2 protein-coding genes are annotated in these 2,503 nt (G+C 61.6%); both read left to right on the top strand.

The window, feature by feature from the left end; all coding sequences use genetic code 11:
- Positions 1 to 107: 107 nt before the first annotated feature.
- Complete coding sequence (locus RFM98_RS31035; protein ID WP_320312276.1) at positions 108 to 968, top strand: tyrosine-type recombinase/integrase; 861 nt, start codon at positions 108 to 110, stop codon at positions 966 to 968.
- Positions 969 to 972: 4 nt separating this feature from the next.
- A complete protein-coding gene (locus RFM98_RS31040; RefSeq protein ID WP_320312277.1) occupies positions 973 to 2,157 on the top strand; it encodes an IS91 family transposase in 1,185 nt (394 codons plus the stop codon).
- Positions 2,158 to 2,503: the final 346 nt, after the last annotated feature.

The following is a 2,503-nucleotide window of genomic DNA, read 5'->3' on the forward strand; positions in this document are numbered from 1 at the left end:
ATTGGACTAAGCCGCTGATCGCGGCGATTGGAGCCCCGGTTTAACAGGAGCCTCCCGACTGAGAAGATGAGGGTGTCAACAAAACACCTTTCAGTCAGGAGGTTCCCATGGGCAAGATCAGCCCTCTTCGCCGCCGCATGATCGAAGACATGACGGTCCGCAATCTCTCACCGGCAACGCAGCAATCCTACCTCTACGCGGTCAGCAAGTTCAGCCGTTATTTTGGCCGATCCCCAGACAAGCTTGGCCTGGAGAATATCCGCGCCTTCCAGGTGCACCTTGTTTCGGAGGGGTTCTCTTTTTCCGGCCTGAACCAGGTCGTCTGTGCGCTTCGGTTCTTTTTTGGCGTGACGCTGGGGCGCAAATGGATCGTGGAACGGATCCCGCATGCCCGTGAGCCACGCAAACTGCCCGCCGTTTTGTCGACTGACGAGGTGGTGCAGTTTCTTCAGGCCGTCCCCAACCTGAAGGCCCGGATTGCGCTGACCTGCTCCTATGCGGCCGGCCTCAGGGTTGGAGAAGTTTGCGGGCTGAGGGTCGAGGACATCGACAGTTCACGCATGCTGATCCACGTACGGCGCAGCAAGGGCGGTCGTGAACGGTACGTCATGCTGTCGCCGGACCTGCTCGGCATCCTGCGCAGCTACTGGCGCATGACGCGGCCCAAAACGTTTCTCTTTCCGGGTCGCGATCCCGATACGCCGCTCAACGTAGGTTCGCTGCAGGCCCACTGTCGGTCGGCCGTCGCCGCAGCCGGCTTTACCAAGCACGTCACTGTTCACACGCTTCGGCACTCCTTCGCCACACACCTGCTGGAGAGCGGCACCGACATCCGGATTATCCAGGTCCTGCTCGGCCATTCGCATCTGTCGACCACGGCGCGCTATACGCAGGTTTCCACCGACACGATCAGCTCCACGACAAGCCCACTTGACCGCCTGCATCTGGAAGTGACGCCACCGGGCTGACCGGTTGCGTCCCACCTTCGAGGTCGCCGACATATTTCGGCGACACGGGTTTTCCTACAAACGAGAGAACGCCAGCCACCTTGGCCGCGGTGAGCGACGCGTCATGGGCGCGATCGAGGCTTGCCGGACGTCCAGGCTCGGCGGGCACGTCGATGCCTGCGACGATTGCGGCACTACCCGCGTCTCCTTTAACTCCTGCCGGTCCCGCCACTGCCCGAAGTGTCAGGGTTCGGCGCGCAGGGAATGGGTGGACGCACGTGTCGCCGATCTCCTGCCGGTTCCGTACTTCCACGTCGTCTTCACCTTGCCGCCCGCTATCGCCGAGATCGCCTTCCAGAATAAGGCTCTCGTCTATGCGCTGCTGATGCGGCTTTCGGCCGAGACGCTACAGACGATCGCCAGCAATCCCAAATGGCTCGGCGCCGAGATCGGCGTCACCGCCGTCCTGCATACCTGGGGTCAGGCGATGATCCATCATCCCCATGTTCATTGCGTCGTGCCGGGTGGCGGCATCGCTCCGGACAAATCCCGATGGGTCGCATGCCGGCCGGGCTTCTTTCTGCCCGTCCGTGTACTGTCGCGGCTGTTCCGCCGGCTCTTTCTGGCGTCACTCGACGAAGCTTTCGCACAGGGCGAGTTGAGCTTCTTCAATGAACTCGCTCACCTCAACGATCCGACCATATTCGATCGCCATCTGGCTCAGGCTCGCAGCATCGATTGGGTCGTCTATTGCAAGCCGCCTTTCGGCGGGCCCGACCAGATGCTCGCCTATCTCGGTCGCTACACCCATCGGGTCGCCATCGCCAACAGCCGTATCGTTGACGTCAACGACGATCATGTCGCCTTCCGATGGAAAGACTATCGTCACCGTGGGCATGAGCAACAGAAGATCATGCGTCTGGCTCCCCACGAGTTCATCCGGCGCTTTCTTCTTCACGTGCTCCCCGATGGGTTCCACCGCATGCGCCACTTCGGCTTCCTCGCCAACAGCCACCGTCGCGCTCGGATCGATCTCTGCAGGCGCTTGCTCGCCCAGCCAGTTGCAACGGACAGACAATCCCGTCCCGACAAGCAGCAATCCTCGCAATCCTACGAATGCCCTGACTGCCGGCGTCCAATGCGCCGGACAGGCATCATTCTGCCCGCCGCGCCACCTCGACCGTCGGCTTTCCGATGCGACACATCATGACCACCAACTGCCGACGCGACCTCCGACAGAACTGCAAACTCGACGTCTCCCCGGCGGCCGATATCGCTCGGCATCAACCTACCCGAAAGGCCTTGTGCGCCCGGTCGGATCGCCAGGTTCGGCGTCCAGTATCGGGGTTCACATGCGTAAAACCACCCGGCGCCGCCTGCGAACTCTTCGACTCGCAGGCTACGGCCTCGCTCGTCAGCCAGTGCAGCCATGAGCTGGCTTTACTTCACCCATAAGGTGCCTAGACTACCCGCGGCTTAGACCAATCCGGGTTATGTGAGATCGGCTCAGCCTGCCGAAAAGTCGCGCCCGACCTCACATAACCCTCCCGATTCCG

The organism is Mesorhizobium australafricanum (assembly GCF_033977265.1).
GTDB classification, from domain to species: Bacteria; Pseudomonadota; Alphaproteobacteria; order Rhizobiales; family Rhizobiaceae; genus Mesorhizobium; species Mesorhizobium australafricanum.